This is a genomic window from Fulvimarina thalattae, assembly GCF_040239565.1.
Classification (GTDB): Bacteria; Pseudomonadota; Alphaproteobacteria; order Rhizobiales; family Rhizobiaceae; genus Fulvimarina.
Genome location: NZ_JBEHWS010000018.1, coordinates 1 through 21,700, shown reverse-complemented (window position 1 = coordinate 21,700; position 21,700 = coordinate 1). Strand labels below are relative to the sequence as shown.

At 61.2% G+C, this 21,700-nt stretch carries 22 protein-coding genes and 2 pseudogenes; 14 read left to right on the top strand and 10 right to left on the bottom strand.

Annotated features, from left to right (window positions below; genetic code table 11):
• Nucleotides 1-2,526 carry a branched-chain amino acid ABC transporter ATP-binding protein/permease gene (locus tag ABRA89_RS17820; protein ID WP_349942845.1) on the top strand — a complete coding sequence of 842 codons (2,526 nt, stop codon included), beginning with the start codon at nt 1-3 and terminating at the stop codon, nt 2,524-2,526.
• Nucleotides 2,526-3,746 (top strand): amidohydrolase family protein, encoded by a 1,221-nt coding sequence (locus ABRA89_RS17815; protein ID WP_349942844.1) that lies wholly within the window; start codon nt 2,526-2,528, stop codon nt 3,744-3,746. The genes ABRA89_RS17820 and ABRA89_RS17815 overlap by 1 nt, the downstream gene beginning before the upstream one ends.
• 775 nt (nt 3,747-4,521) lie before the next feature.
• Here the strand turns inward: ABRA89_RS17815 and ABRA89_RS17810 are convergent.
• Complete coding sequence (locus tag ABRA89_RS17810) at nt 4,522-4,713, bottom strand: hypothetical protein (RefSeq protein ID WP_349942843.1); 192 nt, start codon at nt 4,711-4,713, stop codon at nt 4,522-4,524.
• 266 nt (nt 4,714-4,979) lie between these two features.
• Between ABRA89_RS17810 and ABRA89_RS17805 the strand changes: the two are divergent.
• From ABRA89_RS17805 to ABRA89_RS17795, 3 genes and pseudogenes are all read left to right on the top strand, one after another.
• Nucleotides 4,980-5,693, top strand: a pseudogene (locus tag ABRA89_RS17805) (glutathione S-transferase N-terminal domain-containing protein).
• Nucleotides 5,694-5,781: 88 nt separating this feature from the next.
• A complete protein-coding gene (gene pptA, locus ABRA89_RS17800; protein WP_349942842.1) occupies nt 5,782-6,006 on the top strand; it encodes a tautomerase PptA in 225 nt (74 codons plus the stop codon).
• Between the two features lie 83 nt (nt 6,007-6,089).
• Complete coding sequence (locus ABRA89_RS17795) at nt 6,090-7,025, top strand: DUF1194 domain-containing protein (RefSeq protein WP_349942841.1); 936 nt, start codon at nt 6,090-6,092, stop codon at nt 7,023-7,025.
• A 21-nt stretch (nt 7,026-7,046) separates the two neighbouring features.
• On the opposite strand, the gene ABRA89_RS17790 is transcribed toward ABRA89_RS17795, so the two are convergent.
• The 3 genes from ABRA89_RS17790 to ABRA89_RS17780 all read right to left on the bottom strand — a co-directional run bounded on the left by ABRA89_RS17790 (nt 7,047) and on the right by ABRA89_RS17780 (nt 9,523).
• A complete protein-coding gene (locus ABRA89_RS17790; RefSeq protein ID WP_349942840.1) occupies nt 7,047-7,421 on the bottom strand; it encodes a hypothetical protein in 375 nt (124 codons plus the stop codon).
• 104 nt (nt 7,422-7,525) lie between these two features.
• Nucleotides 7,526-8,173 carry an exopolysaccharide biosynthesis protein gene (locus ABRA89_RS17785; RefSeq protein ID WP_349942839.1) on the bottom strand — a complete coding sequence of 216 codons (648 nt, stop codon included), beginning with the start codon at nt 8,171-8,173 and terminating at the stop codon, nt 7,526-7,528.
• A 168-nt stretch (nt 8,174-8,341) separates the two neighbouring features.
• Nucleotides 8,342-9,523 carry a patatin-like phospholipase family protein gene (locus tag ABRA89_RS17780; RefSeq protein ID WP_349942838.1) on the bottom strand — a complete coding sequence of 394 codons (1,182 nt, stop codon included), beginning with the start codon at nt 9,521-9,523 and terminating at the stop codon, nt 8,342-8,344.
• 235 nt (nt 9,524-9,758) lie between these two features.
• Between ABRA89_RS17780 and ABRA89_RS17775 the strand changes: the two genes are divergently transcribed.
• Entirely contained in the window at nt 9,759-9,905 is a 147-nt protein-coding gene (locus ABRA89_RS17775) for an entericidin domain-containing protein (protein ID WP_349942837.1), read from the top strand.
• On the opposite strand, the gene ABRA89_RS17770 is transcribed toward ABRA89_RS17775, so the two are convergent.
• The gene (locus ABRA89_RS17770; protein ID WP_349942836.1) at nt 9,899-10,453 is read right to left on the bottom strand and encodes a hypothetical protein; all 555 of its coding nucleotides are present in this window, start codon (nt 10,451-10,453) and stop codon (nt 9,899-9,901) included. The genes ABRA89_RS17775 and ABRA89_RS17770 overlap by 7 nt on opposite strands.
• Nucleotides 10,454-10,809: 356 nt before the next feature.
• Between ABRA89_RS17770 and ABRA89_RS17765 the strand changes: the two genes are divergently transcribed.
• Complete coding sequence (locus ABRA89_RS17765; RefSeq protein WP_349942835.1) at nt 10,810-11,124, top strand: helix-turn-helix domain-containing protein; 315 nt, start codon at nt 10,810-10,812, stop codon at nt 11,122-11,124.
• Complete coding sequence (locus tag ABRA89_RS17760) at nt 11,112-11,627, top strand: DUF6456 domain-containing protein (protein WP_463671317.1); 516 nt, start codon at nt 11,112-11,114, stop codon at nt 11,625-11,627. Before ABRA89_RS17765 ends, ABRA89_RS17760 begins: the two co-directional genes overlap by 13 nt.
• On the opposite strand, the gene ABRA89_RS17755 is transcribed toward ABRA89_RS17760, so the two are convergent.
• The 3 genes from ABRA89_RS17755 to ABRA89_RS17745 all read right to left on the bottom strand — a co-directional run bounded on the left by ABRA89_RS17755 (nt 11,628) and on the right by ABRA89_RS17745 (nt 13,785).
• Entirely contained in the window at nt 11,628-12,050 is a 423-nt protein-coding gene (locus tag ABRA89_RS17755; RefSeq protein WP_349942834.1) for a SufE family protein, read from the bottom strand. It lies immediately after the preceding gene.
• 59 nt (nt 12,051-12,109) lie between these two features.
• On the bottom strand, nt 12,110-12,682 hold the full coding sequence (locus tag ABRA89_RS17750) for a DUF5330 domain-containing protein (RefSeq protein WP_349942833.1): 573 nt from the start codon (nt 12,680-12,682) through the stop codon (nt 12,110-12,112).
• 200 nt (nt 12,683-12,882) lie between these two features.
• Nucleotides 12,883-13,785: a DUF1499 domain-containing protein gene (locus tag ABRA89_RS17745; RefSeq protein WP_349942832.1), complete on the bottom strand. Its 903-nt coding sequence runs from the start codon at nt 13,783-13,785 to the stop codon at nt 12,883-12,885.
• Between the two features lie 298 nt (nt 13,786-14,083).
• On the opposite strand from ABRA89_RS17745, the gene ettA reads away from it, so the two are divergent.
• From ettA to ABRA89_RS17725, 4 genes are all read left to right on the top strand, one after another.
• A complete protein-coding gene (gene ettA / locus ABRA89_RS17740) occupies nt 14,084-15,733 on the top strand; it encodes an energy-dependent translational throttle protein EttA (protein WP_349942831.1) in 1,650 nt (549 codons plus the stop codon).
• Between the two features lie 125 nt (nt 15,734-15,858).
• The gene (locus ABRA89_RS17735) at nt 15,859-17,346 is read left to right on the top strand and encodes a sensor histidine kinase (RefSeq protein WP_349942830.1); all 1,488 of its coding nucleotides are present in this window, start codon (nt 15,859-15,861) and stop codon (nt 17,344-17,346) included.
• Nucleotides 17,327-17,719, top strand: coding sequence for a response regulator (locus ABRA89_RS17730; protein ID WP_349942829.1), 393 nt, complete (start codon nt 17,327-17,329; stop codon nt 17,717-17,719). The genes ABRA89_RS17735 and ABRA89_RS17730 overlap by 20 nt, the downstream gene beginning before the upstream one ends.
• Nucleotides 17,720-17,881: 162 nt before the next feature.
• Nucleotides 17,882-18,502, top strand: a complete 621-nt coding sequence (locus tag ABRA89_RS17725) for a DedA family protein (RefSeq protein WP_349942828.1) — start codon at nt 17,882-17,884, stop codon at nt 18,500-18,502.
• 91 nt (nt 18,503-18,593) lie between these two features.
• Here the strand turns inward: ABRA89_RS17725 and ABRA89_RS17720 are convergent.
• Together ABRA89_RS17720 and tsaA are read right to left on the bottom strand one after the other, a co-directional pair.
• Nucleotides 18,594-18,899: pseudogene (locus tag ABRA89_RS17720) on the bottom strand (DUF2293 domain-containing protein); the annotation flags it as partial.
• Entirely contained in the window at nt 18,896-19,393 is a 498-nt protein-coding gene (gene tsaA, locus ABRA89_RS17715; RefSeq protein WP_349942827.1) for a tRNA (N6-threonylcarbamoyladenosine(37)-N6)-methyltransferase TrmO, read from the bottom strand. The gene tsaA and the pseudogene ABRA89_RS17720, both read right to left, overlap by 4 nt.
• A 138-nt stretch (nt 19,394-19,531) precedes the next feature.
• Here tsaA and ABRA89_RS17710 point away from each other — a divergent pair, with 138 nt between their 5' ends.
• On the top strand, nt 19,532-20,545 hold the full coding sequence (locus ABRA89_RS17710; RefSeq protein WP_349942826.1) for an ArsR/SmtB family transcription factor: 1,014 nt from the start codon (nt 19,532-19,534) through the stop codon (nt 20,543-20,545).
• A 67-nt stretch (nt 20,546-20,612) separates the two neighbouring features.
• Nucleotides 20,613-21,530 (top strand): methylenetetrahydrofolate reductase [NAD(P)H], encoded by a 918-nt coding sequence (gene metF / locus ABRA89_RS17705; RefSeq protein WP_349942825.1) that lies wholly within the window; start codon nt 20,613-20,615, stop codon nt 21,528-21,530.
• The last annotated feature ends 170 nt before the right edge of the window (nt 21,531-21,700 follow it).

Here is a 21,700-nt window from a genome sequence, read left to right as displayed (position 1 = left end):
TTGACCCGTGCCCGGCAGTCCCTTCTCCTCGACCTGACGATCCTCGCTGGTACGATCGGCGCGGTCGGTCTTCTGCTCATGTCGAGCGGCTATACGCACTTCATCATCGGTCTCGTCGCCATCTCGACAATCCTGTGTGCGGGGCTCAACGTCCTTTACGGTCTTACCGGGCTGGTCTCGCTCGGCCAGGTCGGCTTTCTCGCGATCGGCGCCTATACGGTCGCGATCCTTGGGCTTCAGGGCGTCAGCTTCTGGCTCGCCCTGCCGGCCGGCGCCCTGATCGCCGCAATCTTCGGCGCGCTGCTCGCCGTCTCCGCGGTGCGGATGGCGGGTCCCTTCCTCGCCATGGTGACGATCGCCTTCGCCTTCATCATCGAACACGCCGCCATCGAATGGCGCGGGCTGACGGGCGGGCAGAACGGGCTGATGGGCTATCCGATGCCGCAGTTCGGTTCTTACGTCTTTTCCGAACGCGACCTCATCATGCTGGCGATCCTCGTCGCCGGCCTGTCGCTCTACGGCCTGCGACGGCTCCTCGACAGCACATGGGGCTATGCGATGATCGGGCTGAAGGATGCCGAGATTGCGGCGCAGTCGCTCGGGTACAGGCCCTTCGTCGTCAAGGGGATCGCCTTTTCGGTCGCGGCGGCGATGGCGGGCCTTGCAGGCGGCTTCTTCGCGCCGCTGATGATGTTCATAGCGCCGTCGAACTTTCCTTTTTCGCAGTCGATTCTCTACCTTTTCGCGGTCATTCTCGGCGGCGCGGGCACTGTTCTCGGGCCGCTTGCGGGCGCGCTCGTCACAGTCGTTCTGCCGGAGCTTCTGTCGGATCTTGCCGAATATCGGCTGCTCTTCTTCGGCGCCTTGCTGGTCGCGGTGCTGCTCGTCGCGCCCCGCGGCATCGTCGGGACAATCGGCAAGCTCATGCCGGCTACGCGCTCGACCGTCAAAGCGACCTCGCTCAGTGATGTCGAAGCCTGGGTCGCCGATCGCGGCAAGCGGGGAACTCTCGATATCGCGGATATCGCGATCTCCTTTGGCGGGGTTCAGGCCGTCGACGGCGTCTCTCTCAAGGCGAAGTCCGGCGAGGTCACCTCGATCATCGGTCCGAACGGCGCGGGCAAGACGACGGTCCTCAACATCGCCTCGGGCTTCTATGCTCCCGATCGTGGCGCGATCCGGATCGGCGAGACGGAACTCTCTGGGAAAAGCGCCGATTTTGCCGCCCGGCACGGCGTAACGCGAACCTATCAGACGACGCGCCTTTTCGAGACGATGAGCGTCCTCGACAACGTCGTCGCGGCGCTTCCGAATGGCGATATCGGCGGACCGTTCTCCCGCCTCGCGACGCCTGCCAACCAGTCCCGCGCGGCCGGTCTCCTCCGCTATTGCGGGTTCGATGGCGACCTCGACAAGCGCGCCGGCGATCTGCCCCATGTCGACCGCAGGCTGGTCGAGATCGCTCGTTCGCTTGCGACCCGGCCTGGCACCGTCCTCCTCGACGAGCCAGCCGCCGGCCTCATGAAGTCCGACAAGCAGGTGCTGTCGGTTCTCCTGCGCAAGCTTGCCGATGCCGGCCTCGCCATCGTCCTCGTCGAGCACGATATGGATCTCGTGATGGGCCTTTCGGACCGGATCCTGGCGATGGATTCCGGCAGGCCGATCGCGTTCGGAACCCCCGATGCCGTGCGCAATAATCCGGATGTGATCGCCGCCTATCTCGGGTCTGGCAGGTCCTCGGCCCCGCCGCGCGACAAGCCGCTCCAGACCACCGAAACGCCGCTGCTCTCGACGCTCGACCTCATAGCCGGCTACGGCGCCGCGCCGGTTCTGAAGAAAGTGTCGATGCGGGTGCGGCCGGGAGAGATGGTCGCTCTCCTCGGCGCGAACGGCGCCGGCAAATCGACTTTCCTTTCCGCGGTCTCCGGCCTGTTGCGGCCTGTCGAGGGCCGGATCATCCTCGAAGATCAGGCGATCCACGAACAGGCGCCGCACGATATCGTCGAAGCCGGGCTGGTGCTCGTTCCTGAAGGCCGGCAGGTTTTTCCGGCGCTCACCGTCCGCGAGAATATCGAGCTAGGCGCCTACAAAAGGACCGGCGTTGACTTCGAGACCGAGATCGATCGCCTTATCACGCGCTTCCCACATCTTCGCGACCGGATCGATGCGCCGGCGGGGCTCCTCTCCGGCGGCGAACAGCAGATGATGGCGATCGCGCGCGGCCTGATGGGGCGGCCGCGCGTCCTCCTCCTCGACGAGCCCTCGTTGGGCCTTGCCCCGGCCATGGTGGACGAACTCTATACGGTTCTCTCCGAGCTGCGCGACGACGGTGTCACGATCCTCCTCGTCGATCAGATGGCAACGCTCGCGCTCGCTGTCGCGGACTTCGCCTATGTGCTGGAGCAGGGAGAGATCGTCGCCCAAGGCCCTGCCGCCGAGCTCAGAAACGACGAGCGCCTCATCGCGTCCTATCTCGGCGAGACGGGCGCAACGCCCGCGGACGCGCCCGCTCTGGAAGCCGTCTGATGTCCGCCTGGGTCTTGCGCAATGCCCTCCTCGCCGGTCGAGAGAGGTTGGTGGATATCCTCGTCAGTGGTCCGAAAATCGCCGAGATCGGGCCGCAGCTCGAAACCTCGGCACCGGTGATCGACGCAAAAGGCATGCTCGTCTCCTGCGGTTTCGCCGACAGCCACATCCATCTCGACAAGGCCTGCATCAACGACCGGTGCCGCAACGAGGCGGGGACGCTGGCGGGCGCCATCGCGTCCGTTGCTCAGGCCAAGAAAGGGTTCGACGCTGAAGACATCTACCGGCGCGGCCGGCAGGTCATCGAAAAGGCGATCGTCCAGGGCACCAACCTGATGCGTACCCATGTCGAGATCGATCCGCAGATCGGGCTGACCGGATTTCAGGCAATCCGGCAGCTGAAGCGCGATTACACCTGGGCGATCGACATCGATATCTGCGTTTTTCCGCAGGAAGGTCTGATCAACAATCCGGGCACGGAAGAGCTCCTCCGTCAGGCGCTTGTCGACGGCGCCGATCTTCTCGGCGGCTGCCCCTACATGGACAGCGATCCGGCCGAGCATATCGCGTGCCTGTTTGCCCTCGCGCGGGAATTCGACGTCGATCTCGATTTCCATCTCGACTTCGATCTCGACCCGAGCTGGCGTCATCTGGACAGGGTGGCAACGGAGACGATCGCCCATGGCTGGCAGGGCCGCGTGACGGTCGGTCACGTCACCAAGCTTTCGGCCCTCGAGCCGCAGCAGTTTGAGGAAACGGCCGCCATGCTGGCAGATGCGGGCATCGCGGTCACCGTGCTGCCGGCGACCGATCTTTTCCTGACCGGCCGTGATCACGACCGCCTCGTTCCGCGTGGGATCGCGCCGGCGGACCGGCTCGCGCGGCAGGGCGTCGCCTGCACCATCGCGACGAACAACGTCCTCAACCCCTTCACGCCCTACGGCGACTGTTCGCTGACGCGCATGGCCAATCTCTTCGCCAATGTGGCGCAGATCGGCGCGCCGTCCGATCTAGAAACCTGTTTCGCGATGATCTCCGATGGCCCGCGCTGTCTCATGGGCCGCCCGACCCGGTTAGAAGTCGGCGAACCGGCGACCTTCATACTTCTGCCGAACCGAACAGGCTCGGATTGCATCGCGGAAATCGCCCACCCTGTTCTCGGCATCATGCAGGGCCGCAAGAGCTTCGAACGCCCGCAGCCTGTCCTTTTCGGACGGTAGGGTTTCTCGGCGATCACACATCGGCCATCCCCAAGGACCAGTCGATCAATTCTACCCATGGCGGCTTCGGCAAATGCAGCTCTGATTCTGGTTTGCCATGCTTGGCAGTCCTTTAAGAGTCCGCATTGGCTTATGGAGACATTGAACCGCGCCCGATATGGCAGGGTGAAGCTCATCGAGTCGGTGGCCAGGTCCTGCGCCCCCTCGTCGTCGTGTATCTCATCGGCGAACGGCCTGGCGGCGACGCCCAATCGTCGAACAGCCTCTCGGCCTGTCTCGGCTTTCGCAGTCCGGACGAAGACATAAGACAAACGCCGCCGCCTGCAGCGTCAATCCCGTGATCGCCTAGGAGTACACGGCGTTCTCCAACATATACGACGGCAGCCCGCCGCCGCTGGAAGCGTCCATTGTGAACGGGGAGAAGATAAGAGATATCCTACACCACCAGGCCGCCGGCAACCGACTTTCCGATATTCTCGGGCTGGGTGTCGAAGCAGCGGAATATGTCGATTTTGGCGGTGTGTGCTGAGCGATCCAATTCCGAAGATCGTCCGCATGAAAGCGATACTAAGTCGAAAATTTAATCGGAAGAATTTTGTTGAAAAGCCGACGCAGGAGAGCGAGAGACTATCCGCGATTTACTCGATCAACCGGATGGTGTCGGTACAGTCGGTATAACGATCGCGCATTTGAGCGCATGTCGCTGTTTTTAGTTTAAAAGAGGCAGCGAGGAAAAGCGAAGCGCCAGCGCCCATCGCAATCTCAGAAAGCCACCTTAGAACTTTGCCGTCATAGTGAGCGGTGTGCGCTCGATTTTGCAAACAATGCCTTGGGCGTAGTCGCAGCGGTCGCCGGCGATTGAGGCCACGGCACTGTTCGGACGTTCGACCGTGTTCTGGGCCAGCGCACTCATAGCCATGCCAAAAAGCGCGATGAGTGCCGTTACGAACGAAAGTCGCTTTACCATGAGCGTTTTCCCCCTGTTTCGTAGCGTCTGTATTTCACACCAGCCTGTTCCCAAGCTGGCCGCGGGGGCGCGGACATCCGAATTTCTGAACGCTGCGTCCCCAGCCCCACATTAGTGCCGTCCCCACGGCACCTAAGCTTTCTGCATAATAGCTCATGGAAGGTGGCGAAAATGAGCCCGAACGGTGACAGTGAGGAGTTTTTTGGTCACTTCCCGTTCTTTCCATGGACTTATCTGAGGCATCCTTCATCAAAAAATAATCATTCATAAACAGCCAAACCAAACCGATCGAGCTTTACTATTGGCTGACACGGAACGGCTGGAAAATCTCCATCCTGCTGGAAGAGCTTGGCGTTCCTGATGACGTAAAGTTCACCAATATCGGTGGGGGCGATCTGTTCGATTCAGCCTTTCTGAAAAACTCGCCGAACAACCGGATGCCGGCGATCATCGACCCGGAAAGGCCGGACGGCGAGCCGGTTTCGGTCTTCGAATCGGGCGCGATCCTGCAATATCCCGGCCGCTAGTTCGGCGAGTTCTATCCGCTGGGCGGCCGCGAGCAGATCGCTTTGGAAGAGTGGCTGTTCTGCTAGGTCGGCGATCTTGGTCCGATGGCCGGCCAGTCCCATCATTTCCGCAAGTACGCGCCGGAGCAAATCCCATACGGCATCGTGCGCTAGACCAATGAGACCAACCGGCTCTATGGGCTGATGAACAAACGCCTTGCCCACAACGACTATCGCGAGGGCGCGAACTATTTGATCGCGGATATGGCCTCGATCGACTGAGTGGTTCCTCGCAAGAACCAGGTTCAGGATCTGGACGACTTCCCCAACCTCGAAGGATGGATCGCGACCTCGATGGCGCGGACGGCAGTGGAAAAGGGTTTGGCGCTCGGCAAGGAAGAGCGGGCGAAGATGAAGTTCGAAAGCGACAAGCAAGCGCAGACCGTGCTCCTCGGCCAGCGGGCGGGCGGTTGAACCGGACAGGCAGCGCCGGTTAGCAATTGGGACTGACCGGGACATTCCCGTCTCGGTCAGCAATTTTTTAATGAAAGGCCGCCAGTCGATGCCCCATGTGACCATCAAGCATTTTCCCGCCGATCTTGACGACGAAAATAAGCAGACACTGTCAGACGAGATCACGGCGACCATCATGAAGGTCTTCGGCTCGAGAGAGGGTGCGGTCTCGATCGCGCTCGAAACGGTCGAGAAGGACCGCTGGAAAAGCGAAGTTTACGAGCCCGAAATTGCGCAATGTCCCACCTTTCTTCTGAAGAAGCCGGACTATTGACCACGTAAGCGAACCGGCGGGCCGATCGGCGCTTACGTATTCGTGTCTTGCACGCGAACGCCTTTGAAGGCGAAGGTTCTCGAATGTCGAGATCGAGACGCTTCCTTGGCGTTTTGCGCGGATTAAGCCGGTTGCGGGCCGGATGGCTGGTGCTTGCACTTTGCCTGCCGATCGCAGCCGGTGCCCAAAGCCGCGGCTTGAGCGATTTCGGTGCCGGCTCCGGCTCCGGCACCGGAACGCGCGACGATCAGCCGGTCGATGTCGAGCTGGTACTGGCCGTCGATGTCAGCTGGTCGATGAATGACGAGGAACAGATCATCCAGCGCAATGGTTACGCGGCGGCCTTCCGGTCCCAGGAGGTGCAGGAAGCGATTTTCGACGGCGTTCACGGCGCGATTGCTGTCACCTACGTCGAATGGGCAGGCGAATTCTCGCAGTCGGTCATCGTGCCCTGGACGCTTCTGGACTCCAAGGCGAGTGCAGACGCCTTCGCCTATCGTCTCGCAACGGAGCCGCCGAATCGGAGGCGCAGGACTTCGATCTCCGGCGCGGTAAGTTACGGTGCCCGGCTTTTCGATAAAAACGGATTTATCGGTCTCAAGCAGGTCATCGACATTTCAGGAGATGGCCCAAACAATCAGGGACCGATCGTGACCACCGCCCGCGATCAAGCTGTCGCGGCCGGTATCGTCATCAACGGACTTCCCTTGATGACGAGCGATGCGTCGCTTTCATGGGCTACGATCGACAATCTCGACGAGTATTACGAGGCCTGCGTCGTCGGCGGGCGAGGCAGTTTCGTTATTCCCGTTAACGACTGGCCACAGTTCGCGCAGGCAGTGCGCCGCAAGCTGGTGCTTGAACTCGCTTCCGACTGGCCCATCGACGATGCCGACCCGCGCCATCTTATGCGGGAACTGCCGATCCTACGAACTCAGGGCGCTGGCGATGTAGACTGCCTCATCGGGGAGAGGCTGTGGCAGCAGCGGCAATGGCGCTGGCTCGACGACGCGCGATAGCCGTGCCGAGCTGGATCATCCTTACTTCGAGAGTCGCTTGCGGTTCGCCCGCACCTTTGAGCTGTATGGCTTGAGAGCCGCCGAGCCGATCGCGTCCATGGACTTGGCCATCGGATTGGCGCTCATCATTGCAAGCGGGAAGTCCATCGCTGCTTTGAACATCGCCTGATTGAAAGCGAGTGCTGATTCCTGGGCCGCTGTCACCTTCTCGGCGACCATTTTCTGGTTCTCGCGCCTATCCTTCGCGCTAGGCTGGGCGCCGGCCATGGCCATCTGCATCATGCGCGTGCCGATGACGAAGGGCGCGCCCATTATGATCGCATTCGCCTCAATCGCCGATTTCGGAAAGAAATTGGCGGAGGAGGAGGTGGTTCTGCGTCTGCGTTTTGTCGCCATCGGGTGATCGTCTCTTCTTCCTCGTGAGTGTCTGTCTTAACAACGCGGTGAAAGAGCTTTCGACCCATCCCAATTGCGGGAATTTTGAGCAGCCGGCGGATCGTTCAGAACATGTTGAGCAGAGCGAGGACGGCGCCGCCGTAGACGCCGACAAGGAAGAGGACCGACGCAACGCCTAAGATGGCCGCCGCGATCAGCCACAAACCATCCCGCGCGGTAATCGCGATGCCGGCGATCGCGATGGCGACTCCGGGCGCCATGTTCGTCAGCGGGAAGGGAATCGTGACGATCAGCGCGAGAATCAGACAGACCCAGCCGACGAGACTCAGGACCATGGCCTCCGGCTGAGGCCAGAGACGGTGACGCGCAAGGCGCTCGGCGCGCCGGATGAACGGGCCGATGCGGGTCATCAGCGAAGCGAGGGTTTCCGGCTTCAAGCTGATCTTGCGGACACGTTGCGGGAGCCAGACCTTGTGACGGCCAATGGCGAGCTGCAGCGTGAACAGCACCAGCGGCAGGCCGAAGACCGTCGAAGCCCCTGGCGGCAGCGGGACGAGATTGAGGCTTCCGAAGAGCACGAAGAAGGCGCCGAAGGCCCGCGTATCGAAAGCGAGCGAAAGCTCTTCTATCGTCGGGTCCTTAGCCGTCTGTCTATGAGAGAAGGCGCGCAGGATCGCCGAAATGCGCCTTTGCCGCTTGCCTTTTCGCCGGCGGGATTCGCGCCGGAAACGTGAGAGGGCAAGGGGCGACACGGAATCTGACTCTCAACCTCTGCTGGTTTCGGCGTAGCGATCGCAGGCATTCGGTGATTGGCCCGCGCGATACGGCGTTTATTCTGGAACGTTTCGATCCGACGATTTCGGTCGGCCCGGCGCTATTAGACGCCATGAACGGTTAAGTCGAGGTTTGAACCGTCTTCGTCAAGGCGCTTTGCCTTGACCACGCCCTTTGCCGCGCCCATGCGACAGATCCTCGCCCGTGCCGAGGTCGAGCACTTCGACGGCGATGTCCGGCTTCGTGCGATTGACGTAGGCCGGGTGGCCGAGGGTCCGCATGGCATCCTGATAACCGTCGCTCCAGCGCTCATCCACCGTGTGGCGGGAGAACTCGTAATCCTTCGAGCCCCGACTGTGTTCGCGCGCCCTGTTGATGAGGTGGACGATCGTCACCGAGGCATCGGTTTCACACTCACTCAGAAACTCGACGTCCGGATCGTTCTTGAGTTCGTCTGGCAACTTGTCGAGAAGGCGATGGACGGCGCGGCGTTCGCGCTGTCGCTCTTTCACAACATCGGTGATGAGTCGTGTGCGACTCGAATAGCGGATATCCTTTTCCCGCTGGGATACGTCTTCGATCGTTTCCGGCAGGGTGCCCCGCGAAGGGAAGAGGTCGATCTGGAAAGCAACCATATCGTGCTCCTGGTCGCGCTCGAGCACGTATTGCAATGGTGTGTTGGAGACGATGCCGCCGTCCCAGTACCATTCGCCATCGATCTCGACCGGCGGAAAACCCGGGGGAAGCGCGCCGCTCGCCATGACGTGCTCGGGCGCGAGGCGGATGTCGGCGCTGTCGAAATAGCAGAAATTGCCGGTGCGGACGTTCACGGCGCCGAGGCTGACGCGCGGTCCTTCGTCGTTCAGATAGTCGAAGTCGCAGAAGCTAAGCAGCGTATCGCGTAAAGGTGCGGTATCATAATAGCTGAGATCGCCGGGATGATCGCTTGGAAACATATAGGTCGGCGGAAAGCGCGGCTTGAAGAATCCCGGAATGCCGAACAGTGCCGAAGCCGTGGCGCTCCCCTCGTTGAAGACCGAACGGGCGACGACACCGGGAAGCGGCGGATCGAAGGTCACGAGCGAAGAAATCGTGTGCCAGAAGCCACGTAGCGCCTCGACACGCCGCTCGGGAGGATTGCCCGCAATCAGAGCCGCATTGATGGAGCCGATCGAAATGCCGGCGAGCCAGTCCGGCCGGGCGTCCCGCTCGGCCATAGCCTCAAAAACACCTGCTTGGTAGGAGCCGAGGGCACCGCCGCCCTGGAAGACCAGCACGAGGAGTTCGCTTGGATGGGAAATCGCCGTGTCGAGGGATGGCTGACTCATCGCGATGGGCTCTCAAGTTTCGTCATCTGAGGGCACGCCATCGGCGGCCCTTTGCTTTCAAAGGCGTTCCACCAATGTGTTTCGCGGTGCAGCAAATTCCAGAGGTGTGTTGAATGCCTTGGCGGATTCGGTGTCTGAAGGGAAAAAGCCACGTCGGACCCAGCCGACTGCGGAACCCATAGTCTCGCTTCTGCATTTCCGAAATGTAATCTTCTCGTTCACGCAAGGTGTTCACATGACTTCGAAAATCACTGCCGCCCTGGTTCTCGTTACGGCACTTTTCACTCTCGGCGCATGCGCCAATACGGTTCGTGGTGTTGGTGCGGATGTGAGCAACACCGTCGATGCCGGCGAGGCGGCAGCAAACGACATCGCTTACTGAGGCGTTAGGTCCGCGTCCTGCGATCGGCGTTCTGGCACCGCCTTTTCGGTGGTCCGACAGAACCGACGTGGACCAAAGCTTTTGTGCTTTGAAAGGCGTTTCGCTTCGGCGGAGCGCCTTTTTGGTTTGGGATCAACGTTCGGGAAAGAATGCGGATCGTCGCGTTCGTTCCCTTCCAATGCCGCGAGCAACCGAACCAGCGCGGCGTGTCGGTTGAGGTCGTAGCGCGCATCCGAGATGCGGGCGTATCGTTTCAGACTGAAAACCTCCCGGCGAATCCGCTTGGCGAGATTGGCTCGATCGGTATCCGAAAGCGCCGAGGCGAGCAGAACGAGGGAAGCGGGGTCGAGCTCATCGCGTGAGACGCGCGTCTTCCTTGTGTTCTCTTCCTTAAGACGAAGCTTCAAGCCTGAAGCCGAAACGCCTGAATTGATGGCAATAAAGTCGATTTCAGCCGCCTCGATCGGCAGGTGCGATGCCAGCCTGCGGTTTTTGGCATAGGCGTCCGCGGCCTCCTGGAGCGCCGCCGAAAGCATTTGATGATCCATAACGTCCTGCTTTGTCTGGGTTTATCCACGCCCAGATTGAAGCCGGTGATTGTTATGAGGAAAAAATACCTATAAAAGATGAAAGGAATCTGAGCAGAAGAAAGGCAAAGGCCGATCTTTCGGTCAAGTGGGTGCTTAATGGCAGCGATTTTTGAGAACAGATTAGGAAACTTATCCCCACTTGGTGGATATCGTCCTCAATGCGTCCATTCAAACTCTCGAAGGACGTGAAGATGCACCAGAATTCCGAAACCTTTCGAACGACGGCAATCCCAGTCACACGAAGTGGCCGGGCTTCCTTGGTGGCGGAGCCGGACAGGCGGTCGAGCCCGGAGGACGACGCGAAGCTTTGCCGTGTGGCGATCGCCGTCGCGGCCGTCTTGCTCGATATTGATCCTGAAGAAATAGAGAGGCCAAACCGCTCCCTCGCTTCGGTGTGCGAAGCGCGGCATATCGCGATGTACCTGGCTCATGTGGTGTTTCAGGTCTCTCTCATTCGCGCGGGAACAGCATTCGGCCGGGACCGCACCAGTATCGCGCACGCGGTTCGGCGGATCGAGGATCGGAGGGACGATCCCGACTTCGATGCAAAAATCGAACATCTGGAACGGCTTGCGCACCTCATCCGCAATGCGCTTCTCAAGAATGGTTGCAGGGAATGGCTGGCATGATGTTCAAGGGCGAGAAGGATTGGGCGGTCACGCGGCTATCGGTCGAGCGTGGCCGACAGCCGGCTTTCCTGAGCGAAGCTGAACGGGACGCGGCCGAACGGCTACGGGCCGATTTCACCCGTGGTGCGCTGTCGCCCTCGGTCACCCAGCGATGGGATGCCCAGCCGCGAGACCGGTCGGCGCCGCGCGGCGCGAATGATCTCTCCGACAATGCGATTGATGCGCGAGCCCGGGTCGACAAGGCGATCACGGCGATCGGCCCGGAGCTTTCCGATCTCGTCATGGACGTCGCCTGCCATCTCAAGGGTCTGGAACTCGTCGAGCGGGAGAGGGGCTGGCCGGCGCGGTCGGCCAAAATGCTGCTGAAGGCCGGCCTCGGCATTCTCGCCCGACATTACGGTTTCACCGGCGCTCCTGCTCGGCGTTCAGGCTCCATGCGCGCATGGAAGACGGCCGATGCGAGGCCAGGCGTCGCCGGCCGGGAACAGGCAAGAACCGTTTGATCAGGCACTTTCGAGCGCGGCGTTCGCGTCGCGCTTGATCCGGTCGACCATAGCGCGCAGGCCGTTCGAGCGCTGGGGCGTCAGATGCTCCTGAAGGCCGATCTCGTTGAAGGTCGCCGCAGCGTCGATCTCGATGATTTCAGGCGCGGTCTTGTTGGAAAAGAGCGCGAGAGCGATGGCGACGAGGCCCTTCACGATATGAGCATCGGATTCGCCGCGAAAGCTGAGGCGCGGCGGAGAGGCGCCGTCACTCTCGCTGACGAGCCAGACCTGGCTCACACAACCCTGCACCTTCGTCCTGTCGTTCATCTCCGCGGCGTCCATTGGCGGAAGCGAACGGCCAAGTTCGATGAGGTAACGGTAGCGGTCTTCCCAATCGTCCAGAAATTCGAAATCGGAGAGGATGTCCTCGATCGATTGCAAGGAAGGCCTCCTTCGTCAGCTTTGCATCTGACCGTGATATAGACTTGCAACCCCGCGATTTACAGGCCGGGGCGCGGGCGCGGTGTCGGAACGGGCGAGATGCTGAGTGCGGCGCTCCCGGTATCTGCCGTCATCGTGCCGAAGCGCTCGGCCAATCCTTTATCGAGCGGCTCGCCGCGTGCGGCAAGATCGGCCGCCTGTCTCACCGCATTCACGATTTCAGGTGAGATGCCTTGCGCGTCGAGGTGGCCGTTCTCGTTGACGGCTTCCAGCAGCTTGCGCAACAGGGCGGGGTCGATGGACGCCCAGTCGGTCTCCGGTCGGGCCGGTGGCTCTACGGGCGCCGAATTCTCGGCGAGCTCGTCTTCATGGCTCCCGGAGTTAGCCGCGTCGAGCGCGACTGCGAGCCCGCTCTCCACCCGGCCGAGAGCGAACTGGCCCAACTCCGAGCCAGCCTCGCAGGCCTCTGGGGCGCGGGTGCAGAATCCCATGACGTCCTCCACGGCAGCGCGCACGCCCATAAAGCTCTTGAATGGGTCCAAAGTCACCTCTTCGTCGTCCGAGCCAAGGCCCGGAATGAAGAGCGATGCAATGCCGATCACGAACGCTGTTTTGAGGAGGAAGCGAATCATCAAGCTTTTCCGAGGAGCGACCCTTGATTCCCGACGACGAATTCATGGCGTGCGAGCCATATCGCGCGGCCAGCAGCAGGCTCGCGCTCGGTCATTAGAACGCAAATTCGATAAGGAACGGTTCCGAAGGATGGCTTTTCGAAATTCAGTCTGAGGCAAGCTTCGGCGTGACAGGCTCCGACAGTCCTCGCGCCCGGAAATTACCCGGAAACATCTTCCGCGCCTGCCATCCCGACATCGAGCGAAGTGAGGAAGCTTTCGACGAAGCGGCGATTCTGGCCAAAATCGTAAGCGATATCGTGAGAAGCTGAGCGCACATCGACGATCGTACCGTTTCCATCAGCGATGATGCGGACGGTGACGTCGCTCGGAAGACCCACTATCAAGTCAGATGTGGTGGCTTCTATGGTGTAGGCATTGCGCACGGGCAGATCCAATTGTCCGCTTTGCTCATCGGTATCGACACTATCGCGGGAGGTCGGAAGGGGAACGGCGCCGCTGTCGCGAATGACGCCGAGCGGATCGGTGGCGGCATCCGAGCCGTCCTGTAAGTCGACCGCGACGATGTCTTCGATCACCCAGCCCGCATCGAGTGCGGCCGTGCGTGCGGCCTCGACAACTTCCACCGGTGGCGCGGCATAGCGGCGAGCCGGTATCGCAGCAGCAGCTGCGTCTATCGTTATGGGCTGCCCGCCTGAACCTGCCGTGGTCGGCGACACGACCTCATCGGCGAACCCGCCCGTATAAGCGATGTTCGTCGCCGGATTTTCGGCCGCGAGACCTGCAATCAGCGCGAAGGGGATAAGGCCGATGAACGCCACCAGCGCCGCGCCGAACGCGCTCGACCCGCCGCGGGCTGCCTGAAACCAGGCCCGCGCGATGCCGGTCAGACCAATCACCAAGGCGACGAGAAGCATCAGGCAGGAAAGACCGAGCGTCGCCATGAGAGCATCGGTGGAGATGCCGCCGAGCCGGTAGAGCGGAATGGCGACGAGGAATAGCGTCAACCCGAACCAGGCAAGCTTCTTCGCCGGTTTCGCAAGCCTGAGCTGGGGCCGCACGAAATGACCCTGCGCGGGCAGGAAAAGGGTAGGGCGGCTCATGAGTGCGTGACCGGTCTCTAGCGTCTCTTGGTGTTCGATCCGCTGACATGGAACGAGAATAACCAAATGAGAATGGATGACCGCCGTCCGGTGCGCAAGGTCTCGGCGGATCTCGCTGCGATATCGCACCGGCCTGTTGCCTTTGCGATAGCCGCGCTCCGCGAAGATGGTTTCCTCCGCGGTTCGAAGGCCCGCCTGTTCGAGACTGGCTTTGCGTTGCGAAACGCTGCCCGATGGCTTAGATCGGTCGCGACTTCAAATCCCGCATTCGACCGATATTCGGAGACGCAAGCGCGCCATGGCACGCCAATTCATCTATCACATGTCCGGCCTGTCGAAGACCTACGGCAACAAGAAGGTCCTCGACAACATCCATCTCTCTTTCTACCCGGATGCCAAGATCGGCATTCTGGGCCCGAACGGTGCCGGTAAGTCGACCCTCCTGAAGATCATGGCGGGCGTCGACAAGGAATTCACCGGCGAGGCCTGGGCGGCCGAGGGCGCGACCGTCGGCTACCTGCCGCAGGAGCCGCAGCTCGACGAAACGAAGAACGTATTCGACAACGTGATGGAGGGCGTTGCCGACAAGCAGGCGATCCTCGATCGCTACAACGAACTGATGATGAACTATTCCGACGAGACGGCAGACGAAGGCGCCAAGCTCCAGGACATCATCGACAGCCAGGACCTGTGGGATCTGGAAAATCAGGTCGAAATGGCGATGGACGCCCTGCGCTGCCCGCCGGCCGACGCTGAAGTCGGCCCGCTTTCCGGCGGTGAGAAGCGCCGCGTCGCGCTCTGCAAGCTGCTTCTGTCGAAACCCGACATCCTCCTCCTCGACGAGCCGACCAACCATCTCGACGCCGAGACCATCAACTGGCTGGAAAAGCACCTGCGCGAATATGAGGGCTCGGTCCTCATGGTGACGCACGATCGCTACTTCCTGGACAACGTCACCGGATGGATTCTGGAGCTCGATCGCGGCCATGGCGTGCCCTATGAGGGCAACTATTCGGTCTATCTCGAAAAGAAGGCCAAGCGCATGCAGCAGGAGGGGCGCGAGGATGATGCCCGTATGCGCGCGATCAACCGCGAGCGCGAGTGGATCAACCAGGGGGCCAAGGGCCGCCAGACCAAGTCCAAGGCCCGTATCCGTGCCTATCAGGAGCTCGTCGAGGCGGCCGAAAACCGGAAGCCTGCCGACGGCAAGATCGTTATCCCGACAGGCGAACGCCTCGGCCAGAAGGTCATCGAGGTCGAAAACCTGACGAAGAGCTATGGCGACCGGGTGCTGATCGACGGCCTGTCCTTCAAGCTGCCTCCCGGCGGCATCGTCGGCATCATCGGCCCGAACGGTGCCGGCAAGACGACGCTGTTCCGTATGATCACCGGGCAGGAAGAGCCCGATGCCGGCAAGATCGAGATCGGCGAGACGGTCGATCTCGGCTATGTCGACCAGAGCCGCGACGATCTCAACGCGGACAAGAATGTCTGGGAGGAAATCTCGGGCGGCGTCGACATCATGAAGCTCGGCAAATACGAGATGAATTCCCGCGCCTATGTGGGCAATTTCAACTTCAAGGGCCCGAACCAGCAGCAGAAGGTGGGCACGCTTTCGGGCGGCCAGCGCAACCGCGTCCACCTTGCCAAGATGCTGAAGTCCGGCTCCAACGTCATCCTCCTCGACGAACCGACCAACGATCTCGACACGGAAACCCTCACGGCGCTGGAAGATGCGCTGGAGGAATATGCCGGCTGCGCCGTGGTCATCAGCCACGACCGCATGTTCCTCGACCGCATGGCCACCCACATCCTCGCCTTCGAGGGCGACAGCCATGTGGAATGGTTCGAGGGTAACTTCGAGGACTACGAACAGGACAAAATCCGGCGCCTCGGACCGGAAGCGGTCAACCCGAAGCGTCCGACGTACAAGCGGCTGACGCGGTAATATTGTTGACGGCTTGGGTGGCGGCGGTTTTGTCGCCGCCGCCATTTTCCCGAGCGCGTCTTCTCACGCCCCGTTCACGCGCCTGTCGATTGCGGCGGCTCAGGGATCGCTGATACAGACGATCCATGAACGCATTTGATTTCGAAAGGCAATTTCAGGCGCTTCCGCAGCCGCACGCGGTTTTTAGCCGTGAACTGAAATTCATTGCCGTGAATGCCGCGCTGGAAGCGTCCACCGGCATGACGGCGTCCGATCTGGTTGGTCGGCAGATTTTCGAAGTCTTTCCCAATAGCGGGGTCAGCGGTGAGCGACTTCGTGCGTCGCTTCAGCGGGTTCTCGAAACCGGCGAGCGCTCCTCGATCGCTTTCCTGCGATACGACATTCCCGGTTCAGACGGCGCGGAGGGTGGCTTTCTCAGGCGCTACTGGAGCCTCACCTACAGCCCGATGCTGGACGGAACCGGCCGTACCGAATTTATCCTCGCGACCATCGTCGATGTGACGCAACTCGCCGAGGAGAACGCTGCCGACATGGGGTTGGCAGACTCCGCTTCGGGCATGGACACATCAGGTGAGGCGCAAGTCGAATTAGCTGGTTCGTTTCCTGCCGAGCGACAGCAGGAGATTGCGGCCTTCAGTCGGTTGTTCCGGCAGGCGCCCGGTATGTTCGCGGTTCTCGAAGGCCGGGATCTGCGATTCAGCTTCGTCAATGACAGTTTCCTGAAATTTGCATCCGACAGGACGGTGATCGGTCGGTCGTTCTTCGACGTTCTGCCGGAGCTGCAGGACCAGGGGGTGCCGGAGCTTGCCCGCCTCGCCCTCGATGGAGGCGGCGTCGTGATAGGCGAAACCGTTCATATGGAGATGCGGCGTTCGGCCAATGACGAGCCCGGCTCGGAGCGCTTTTTCGATTTCACCTTCAGCCCGATGACGGACAATACGGGCGCGGTGGTGGGCCTTTTCTTCCAGGGTGTCGATCGAACGGAGTTCATGCGTGCGACCCTGCGCCATCGCATTCTCGTCGATGAGCTCAATCATCGGGTCAAGAACACGCTTTCGACCGTCCAGGCCATGGCACGGCAGAGTTTCCGGTCTGCGGCCGATCCCGAGGAGGCGCGTTTTGCCTTCGAGGCGCGGATCATGGCGCTCAGTCAGGCGCATAATCTTCTCTCTGCGCGGCGCTGGGAGTCGGCGGGGCTGACGACCCTTCTCCATCAGGAGCTGGCCGACCTCTCGACGGACGACGTTTCAATCGCCGGCCCTAATGTGCTTCTCGGGTCAAAGACTGCGATCGCGTTGGCGCTTGTCTTTCACGAGCTCGCATCGAATGCGGCGCGCTATGGCGCATGCGCGTCGGGCGAGGGGCATCTCTCCGTCGAATGGAGTTGCGAGGCTCGAGGCAATGATCGGATATTGCGATTTGAGTGGTCGGAAACTGTGTCGGATGTGGATAGTCGCGGGCTGCAGCCCGGCTACGGCATCAGGGTTCTGAAGCGGATCATCGAAGGGGAACTCGGGGGTGACCTTTCGATAGAGCTTCGTGATAGAGGGCTCCAATGCAGGTTCGAGATCGTACTGACGGGAGCGGGGGAATTTGAGACGTCAGTCGCATAAGGCGGAGAAGAGCATCGCCGGTCTTTCGGTTTTCGTGGTCGAGGACGAGAGCGTGATCGCCATGCAGCTGGAAGATATGCTGATCGAGGCCGGCTGCGAGGTCGTCGGTCCGGCCATGCGCCTCAAGGTCGCGCAGACAATGGTCGAGGGCGACGCAGAGGTCGGCGTAGCCGTGCTCGACGTGAATCTGGGCAACGCGACCGTTTTTCCGATCGCCGAACGCCTGCGCGAGATGGGTATACCGATTGTCTTTGCGACGGGCTACGGACGAGAGGGTGTTGCCGACGAATGGAAGCACTATCCGATCCTGCAAAAGCCGTACACGGCCCGCCAGATCGAAGAGGCGATTCTTGAAGTGCTTGCCGATGCCTGAGCCTGTAAGGCCAATGATGGACGGGCCGCCCTCTGCTTTGTTGGTCGGCTGACGCTTTTTCTTCGCTGAGCCTTTTTCCGATGGAATGCCGCCGTATGTGGCGGCACGTGAACCTCATTGGCAGCCGGGTTTACCGGCAAACATCAACGGATCGGGATCGACATGGACGCTTTCGTCAGCGAGATGATGAACACGCTCGGGCCGTTCGGTATCGCGCTCCTGATGTTTTTGGAAAACGTGTTTCCACCGATCCCCTCCGAACTGATCATGCCCCTCGCGGGTTACGAGGCCGCCACCGGCTCGATGAGCATCGTGACCGTCATCCTGTCGGGCACGATCGGCTCGCTGCTCGGGATCATTCCCTGGTACTATGTCGGCGAGTGGATGGGGCTGCGCCGGACCAAGAGGTTTGCGGCAAAGCACGGACGCTGGATCACCATGGGACCGGAGGACGTCGACAAGGCGAACGACTGGTTCAATCGGAATGGTCCCGAGGCCGTGCTCTTCGGCCGCCTCGTGCCAACCGTCCGCACGCTCATTTCGGTGCCTGCTGGCATCGCGCATATGCCGCTCTGGAAATTCTTGATCTATTCGGCGGTGGGAAGCGCGGTTTGGACGAGCCTTTTGGCCTTTGCCGGCTATTTCCTGCGCTCCCAATACGAGGCCGTTGAAACCTATGTCGGCCCGGTATCGAACACCGTTCTCGTGATCATCGCGGTCGTCTATGTCTACCGAGTCTGGACCTTCGAGTCTGGATCGAAGGAGGGCGGTGGCGAGAGCTGATCGCCGCTATGTGGCCTCATCGCTCGTGCGGTAAGTCGTCCAGCTTCTCGCATTCGGTCTCTTCGGTAGCCGTGTCCGCTATCTCGTCGGTATCCGCATCCGGATCGAGCCGGCGCGAGGCACCCCAATCGTCAAGGACCTCGTTCGTTTCGTCGAGAACGAAAAAGCGCGCCGCGTCCTTCTCGTAACCGTCGTCCATCAGCACGTCGTAATCGGTGTGCTGGTGCCGGATATGGGCGATCGTCGCGAGCCAGACGGCTGCCTCCGGCCGCAGACCCCGCATATGCTTGGCGCGGGACGCTTCCCTTATCGACTCGGCATCGAGAAACGGCGCGCGGGGGATCAGCGCTGTGACGGCCTTCTTGATCTGGCGTTGACGTTCGGTCGCCATTGTCAGTGGCCACTCTCCGGCGGGCTGTCGACGCTCGCGAAATAGGGTTTGATGTCGATCAGTGGGGTGCCGTCCAGCACATCGATCGCATCGATTGCGAGCCGACCCGCCGCGTGATCCACCGACAGAAGCTTCACCAGATGAAGCCCGATCGGGTTCGGCCGCACCGGCGAGCGCAGCGAGAAGGTCCCGCGCGGTGCATCCGCATGACGCGGCATCTGAAGGGCAAGATCGCGTTCGGCCCGATCGAGGAAGCTGAGCAGGATGACGTAGGAGCCGCTTTCCACGCCCGTCAGTGCCTCGTTGAACGGCGGAAAAAGCCGTACTTCCGCAGCTTCGCCGCGTTCGCGGGCCTGCCGCAGATTTTTCGGGCAGTCGCTGCGTTCAGACCAGGGCGAGGCGATTCGGCCGATGAAGCGGAGGCCCGCATCCCATGGCCGCTCCTCGACCTCGGAGAAACGGCTCTCGCCGTCGCGTCTGTTGGTCGCCGTTTCACTCATCCTAAGCCTTTGTGTGTCCATGTCGTCGTTTGATTGCGAATGCGGATCGAGTGATCGAAATCCTCTCTTGCGATCTATTTTGAAATCACATAAACATATCTTTATGTCGATATGGGAGACCTCATACAGGAGACCTCAATGGCTTCGGCCCCGACTCTCGATTTCGAACGCATCGTCGATGTCCTCAAGGCATTGGCAGAGCCCACCAGGTTGCGACTCGCCATGGTGCTGAAGTCTTGCGACCTCACCGTGAGCGAATTGACGACCATTCTCGGCCAATCGCAACCGCGTATCTCCCGTCATCTTAAACTCATGTCGGAATGTGGCGTGTTGGAGCGATATCAGGAAGGGGCTTTCGCCTATTTTCGCGTCTCGGATCGGCATCCGGCCGGCATTCTCGCCCGCTCTCTGGAGACGGGGATCGAGGTAGACGACGCGGTTATTCGCAAGGACCGGGAGCGGCTGGAAGAAGTACGCGCCGAACGCGCGCGGCGCGCCACCGATTATTTCGCACGCAATGCCGAACACTGGGACAAGATCCGCGCGCTGCACGTGCCGGATGCGGAAATCGCAGCGGCGCTCGACCGGATTCTCGGCAAGCGCCGGATCGGCACGATGCTCGATATCGGCACCGGCACGGGCCGTATGATGCAGCTGCTCGCTGATCGTTGCGAGCGCATGCTCGGTGTCGATACTTCTCGCGAGATGATCTCCGCCGCACGCGCCAAGCTCGATGATGCGGAGGTCACCAACGCCCAGCTCCGTGTCGGAGATGCCTATAATCTGCCGGCGAATGGCGAGACCTACGATCTCGTGGTGCTCCATCAGGTGCTTCACTATCTCGACGAACCGATGCGCGCGGTGCGAGAGGCCTCGTCCGTGCTCGCACCCGGCGGCCGGCTGGTGATCGTCGATTTCGCGCCGCACGAGATGGAGTTCCTGCGCACCGAGCACGCCCATCTACGCCTCGGATTTCCCGAGGATAGCCTCAATGGCTTCATGCGTGAGGCCGGGCTCGAAACCCGCGCGATGGAGCATCTTCGCTCAGGCGCGGCTGAAACCGGCGGGCTCACTGTCACCATCTGCATCGGTCAGGACCGGCGCATGATCCTGGCGCCGGGCGACGAGATTCCGTCCATGGCCGTCGCCTGAACCCGATTTTCTCATTCGCAAAAGACAAACAGCCGGGCACCGGCGAAGAAACGGAGATTGAAACCCCATGTTGAAACCGCGTCCGACTTCGCAGCCGATTCGCGTTTCGTTCGAATTCTTCCCGCCGAAGACCGAGAAGATGGAGCAGACGCTGTGGCAATCGGTCGAACGGCTTGCTCCGCTCGCACCGGAATTCGTATCGGTCACCTATGGCGCCGGCGGCTCGACGCGTGAGCGCACGCACCAGACGATCGAGCGCATCCTGAAGGAGACCGACCTGACGCCGGCAGCGCATCTGACCTGTGTCGACGCCTCCAAGGAAGAGGTGAACGAGGTCGTGCGCCAGTATCGCCAGACGGGCGTCAAGCACTTTGTCGCGCTACGCGGCGACAGCCAGCTCGGCGTTGGCGAGGAATGGCAGGGCCGCGAGGACGGTTACCGCAATGGCGCCGAACTCACCGAAGGCATCAAGGCGATCGACGAGGATATCGAGGTCTCCGTCTCGGCCTATCCGGAGAAGCATCCGGAGAGCGCCGATCTGATGACCGATATCGATCTCCTGAAGCGCAAGGTCGATGCTGGCGCGACGCGCGCGATCACGCAGTTCTTCTTCGATAACGACATTTTCGAGCGTTATGTGGAGCGCGTGCGCAAGGCCGGCATCTATATTCCGATCGTGCCGGGCATCGCGCCGGTCCACAACTTCACGAAGATCGCAAGCTTTGCCGGCAAGGCCGGCGCCTCGATTCCGGACTGGGTCCAGGCGCGCTTCGAAGGGCTGGAAGACGATCCCCTTACCCACAGCCATGTGGCGGCGGCGTGCTGCGCCGAGCAGGTGCTCGACCTTTCCCATCGCGGCTTTTCGGATTTCCACTTCTACACGATGAACAAGGCCGATCTCGTCTATTCGATCTGCCACATCCTCGGACTTCGCGGCAATCAGGCTGAGGCGCCTGTTGCCCTTCAGGATGCCGCGGCTGCCTGAGGCTGCGAGCGGTAAAGACCTGCAGACGAAAAAGCCCCGGATCCACGGTAAGCATCCGGCGTAGGCCGCAGCGCAGCTACGCGGCTGCTCGATGCACTGGTAGAGGTGCTGGCGACCAGTTCCACGGCAGCAGCTCTTCGAGCCTGCTTTGCGGCATGTCGGCGATGCGA

Bases quoted from the DNA above. Each gene is read 5' to 3' on its own strand.
- ABRA89_RS17725 (WP_349942828.1), top strand. From the start codon at position 17,882: ATGGACGCTTTCGTCAGCGAGATGATGAACACGCTCGGGCCGTTCGGT.
- metF (WP_349942825.1), top strand. From the start codon at position 20,613: ATGTTGAAACCGCGTCCGACTTCGCAGCCGATTCGCGTTTCGTTCGAA.
- ABRA89_RS17735 (WP_349942830.1), top strand. From the start codon at position 15,859: ATGAACGCATTTGATTTCGAAAGGCAATTTCAGGCGCTTCCGCAGCCG.
- ABRA89_RS17815 (WP_349942844.1), top strand. From the start codon at position 2,526: ATGTCCGCCTGGGTCTTGCGCAATGCCCTCCTCGCCGGTCGAGAGAGG.
- ABRA89_RS17760 (WP_463671317.1), top strand. From the start codon at position 11,112: ATGGCTGGCATGATGTTCAAGGGCGAGAAGGATTGGGCGGTCACGCGG.
- ABRA89_RS17810 (WP_349942843.1), bottom strand. From the start codon at position 4,713: ATGGTAAAGCGACTTTCGTTCGTAACGGCACTCATCGCGCTTTTTGGC.
- ABRA89_RS17790 (WP_349942840.1), bottom strand. From the start codon at position 7,421: ATGGCGACAAAACGCAGACGCAGAACCACCTCCTCCTCCGCCAATTTC.
- ABRA89_RS17795 (WP_349942841.1), top strand. From the start codon at position 6,090: ATGTCGAGATCGAGACGCTTCCTTGGCGTTTTGCGCGGATTAAGCCGG.
- ABRA89_RS17710 (WP_349942826.1), top strand. From the start codon at position 19,532: ATGGCTTCGGCCCCGACTCTCGATTTCGAACGCATCGTCGATGTCCTC.
- ABRA89_RS17775 (WP_349942837.1), top strand. From the start codon at position 9,759: ATGACTTCGAAAATCACTGCCGCCCTGGTTCTCGTTACGGCACTTTTC.
- tsaA (WP_349942827.1), bottom strand. From the start codon at position 19,393: ATGAGTGAAACGGCGACCAACAGACGCGACGGCGAGAGCCGTTTCTCC.
- ABRA89_RS17770 (WP_349942836.1), bottom strand. From the start codon at position 10,453: ATGGATCATCAAATGCTTTCGGCGGCGCTCCAGGAGGCCGCGGACGCC.
- ABRA89_RS17780 (WP_349942838.1), bottom strand. From the start codon at position 9,523: ATGAGTCAGCCATCCCTCGACACGGCGATTTCCCATCCAAGCGAACTC.
- pptA (WP_349942842.1), top strand. From the start codon at position 5,782: ATGCCCCATGTGACCATCAAGCATTTTCCCGCCGATCTTGACGACGAA.
- ABRA89_RS17750 (WP_349942833.1), bottom strand. From the start codon at position 12,682: ATGATTCGCTTCCTCCTCAAAACAGCGTTCGTGATCGGCATTGCATCG.
- ABRA89_RS17745 (WP_349942832.1), bottom strand. From the start codon at position 13,785: ATGAGCCGCCCTACCCTTTTCCTGCCCGCGCAGGGTCATTTCGTGCGG.
- ettA (WP_349942831.1), top strand. From the start codon at position 14,084: ATGGCACGCCAATTCATCTATCACATGTCCGGCCTGTCGAAGACCTAC.